This window comes from Novacetimonas cocois (assembly GCF_003311635.1).
GTDB lineage: Bacteria > Pseudomonadota > Alphaproteobacteria > Acetobacterales > Acetobacteraceae > Novacetimonas > Novacetimonas cocois.
This window is the reverse complement of record NZ_QEXL01000053.1, coordinates 1-2,330: the sequence shown is the minus strand read 5'-3', so window position 1 is coordinate 2,330 and position 2,330 is coordinate 1. Positions and strand designations below refer to the sequence as shown.

The 2,330-nt window shown below is 57.3% G+C and carries 1 protein-coding gene and 1 pseudogene; one reads left to right on the top strand and one right to left on the bottom strand.

The window, feature by feature from the left end:
* Window positions 1–128: 128 nt before the first annotated feature.
* Window positions 129–1,037 (top strand): ketopantoate reductase family protein, encoded by a 909-nt coding sequence (locus tag NJLHNGOC_RS15400; RefSeq protein ID WP_239021576.1) that lies wholly within the window; start codon window positions 129–131, stop codon window positions 1,035–1,037.
* A 312-nt stretch (window positions 1,038–1,349) separates the two neighbouring features.
* On the opposite strand, the pseudogene NJLHNGOC_RS15395 reads toward NJLHNGOC_RS15400, so the two are convergent.
* A pseudogene (locus tag NJLHNGOC_RS15395) lies at window positions 1,350–2,255 on the bottom strand (alkene reductase); the annotation flags it as partial.
* Window positions 2,256–2,330: the final 75 nt, after the last annotated feature.

Sequence of the window (2,330 nt, the reverse complement as noted above, 5' to 3'; positions counted from 1 at the left end):
GTTACCAGTCACAATCCTCAATCATAAGGCGGCCTCAAACGGCCGGTTACCTTCAACTCGCCTTCAACCGCAACACATCAGGGGCGGATCAAAGAGAGGAAATAGCGTCATGAACTCCAGAATTCTTGTTGTCGGCGCGGGGGGCCGTGGGTGGGTATTTTGGCGCGCGCCTGGCCAGCGTCGGGCATGACGTGACTTTTCTGGTGCGCGAAAGGCGCCTGCAGCAGCTCCGTGCCGAGGGCCTGTGCCTGATCAGTTCCGTTGGCAACGTGACCATCACCCCCCGGATGGTGATGGCCGGTGGGATTGAGGGTCCCTACGACATCATCCTGCTCAGCGTAAAAGCCTATTCCCTGACGGGTGCAATGAACGATTTCGCGCCTGCGGTGGGACCGCGAACACAGATTGTCCCACTCCTCAACGGCATGCTGCATCTTGATATTCTGGCAGACCGCTTTGGCCCTGCCGCGGTCATGGGGGGGACGTGCTTTATCGTCAGCAAGCTTGATGCGCAGGGGCGCATAGTCCAGACGGGCTCCCTCCCCCGGCTTTCCGTGGGGGAACGGGACGGTCGTGATACGCCAGCGGCGCGCAGTATTGCGGAAACCCTGTCAGGCCCCGGATTTGAAACCGTGTGTTCCACCCACATCCTGCAGGACATGTGGGACAAATGGGTTCTGCTCGCCGTCCTGGGCAGCATCTGCTGCCTGATGCGCGGAACCGTAGGGGATGTCGCCACCCAGCCAGCCGGTCAGGATTTTGCACAGGCGGTGATCCATGAATGTGCGTCAACGGCCGCTGCCGCCGGTTATCCCCTGCGGGATGCCACCCTGAAGAGCACTGTCAGTCTCCTGACGAAAACGGACTCCACCCTGACGTCCTCCATGTTCCGGGATCTGCTGCAGGGCGCTCCTGTGGAGGCGCAGCAGATTATTGGTGATCTGGTCAGGCGGGCACGCGTCCATCAGATCCCGACGCCTATCCTGGATCTCACGGATCTGAATCTGCGCGTGTATGAACAGCAAAGGCATGCGTGAAGACGCACAGGGCGGACACGAGGTACCGGCGGACACATCCGCTTCAGAGATCATGGCCGCCTTGTTCGACGATAATTCTCCCCACATGAACAGCCGGAATGAAATGTCTGACTTGGGAGAAAGGAGATAGTCGGCTGTCATAGGGACTACCAAAAACAGGCTTTCGCAACATTCAAATTCATGACAGGGGGTAGAAATATTCAAGTGATTTCATCCTGCACATGACAAGTATCAGGTCGGCATCTAAATGTTTTCTATAGTTAAAATGCAAGCTCCTTTCCCTGGAAGGAGCTTGCGGGAAAAAATAGGGTGTCAGCGAGCAAGTGGATAATCGGTATAGCCTTCTGCACCCTGCGAGTACCAGGTGCGGATATCGTCCTTGTTCAGGGGCAGATTGTCTTCCAGACGACGCACGAGGTCCGGATTGGCGATGAATGGGCGACCGAATGAAATGGCATCTGCAACACCGGTTGCGACTGTTTCGATCGCTTCATCGCGTGTGTAGTCCTGATTCAGAACCAGCGGCTTCTTAAACACTTCGCGGATCGGGCCATGCAGCTTGGGCTGATCGGTCTTGCCGAACGTGCCATTCGGTCCGGGTTCGCGCAGTTCAAGAAAAGCGATGTCGAGGTCGTTCAACAGCTTTGCCGCCGGCACAAAAACCTGCTCGGGATGGCTGTCGATGCAGCCCTGCGTATCGCCATTGGGGGACAGCCGTACTGACGTTTTGTCCGCGCCAATCGTTGCGATTACGCGTTCCGTGACTTCACGCAGGAAGCGGATGCGGTTTTCCGGCGAACCGCCATACTCGTCGGAACGATGGTTGGTGCCGTCCCGCAGAAATTCGTCGATCAGGTAACCGTTGGCGGCATGAATCTGCACACCGTCAAAGCCTGCCTGAAGAGCATTGCGAGCGGCGTTTTCATAATCGTCCAGGATGCGGGCAATGTCCTCCCTGGTAAGAGGACGGGCAATTTCGGGAGCCTGTTTGCCGTCATAAGTATGGAGCGCTTCAGGTGCTTTTGTCGCCGAGCAGGACACAGGCTGCTGACCCGTCACGCTGGAATGCACCATGCGGCCCATGTGCCAGATCTGGGCCACGATCTTTCCGCCCTTTGTATGGACTGCAGCGGTGATAGGCTTCCAGGCTTCTACCTGTTCCTGCGACCACAGACCCGGCGCATACGGCCAGCCAAGACCTTCGCGGCTGATACCAGTCAGAGGTGGTCCCCATTTTTCAGACAGGGCGATAAGCTCTCATGACCGTCATTAGGGGAGTGCAGTTGCAAGAAG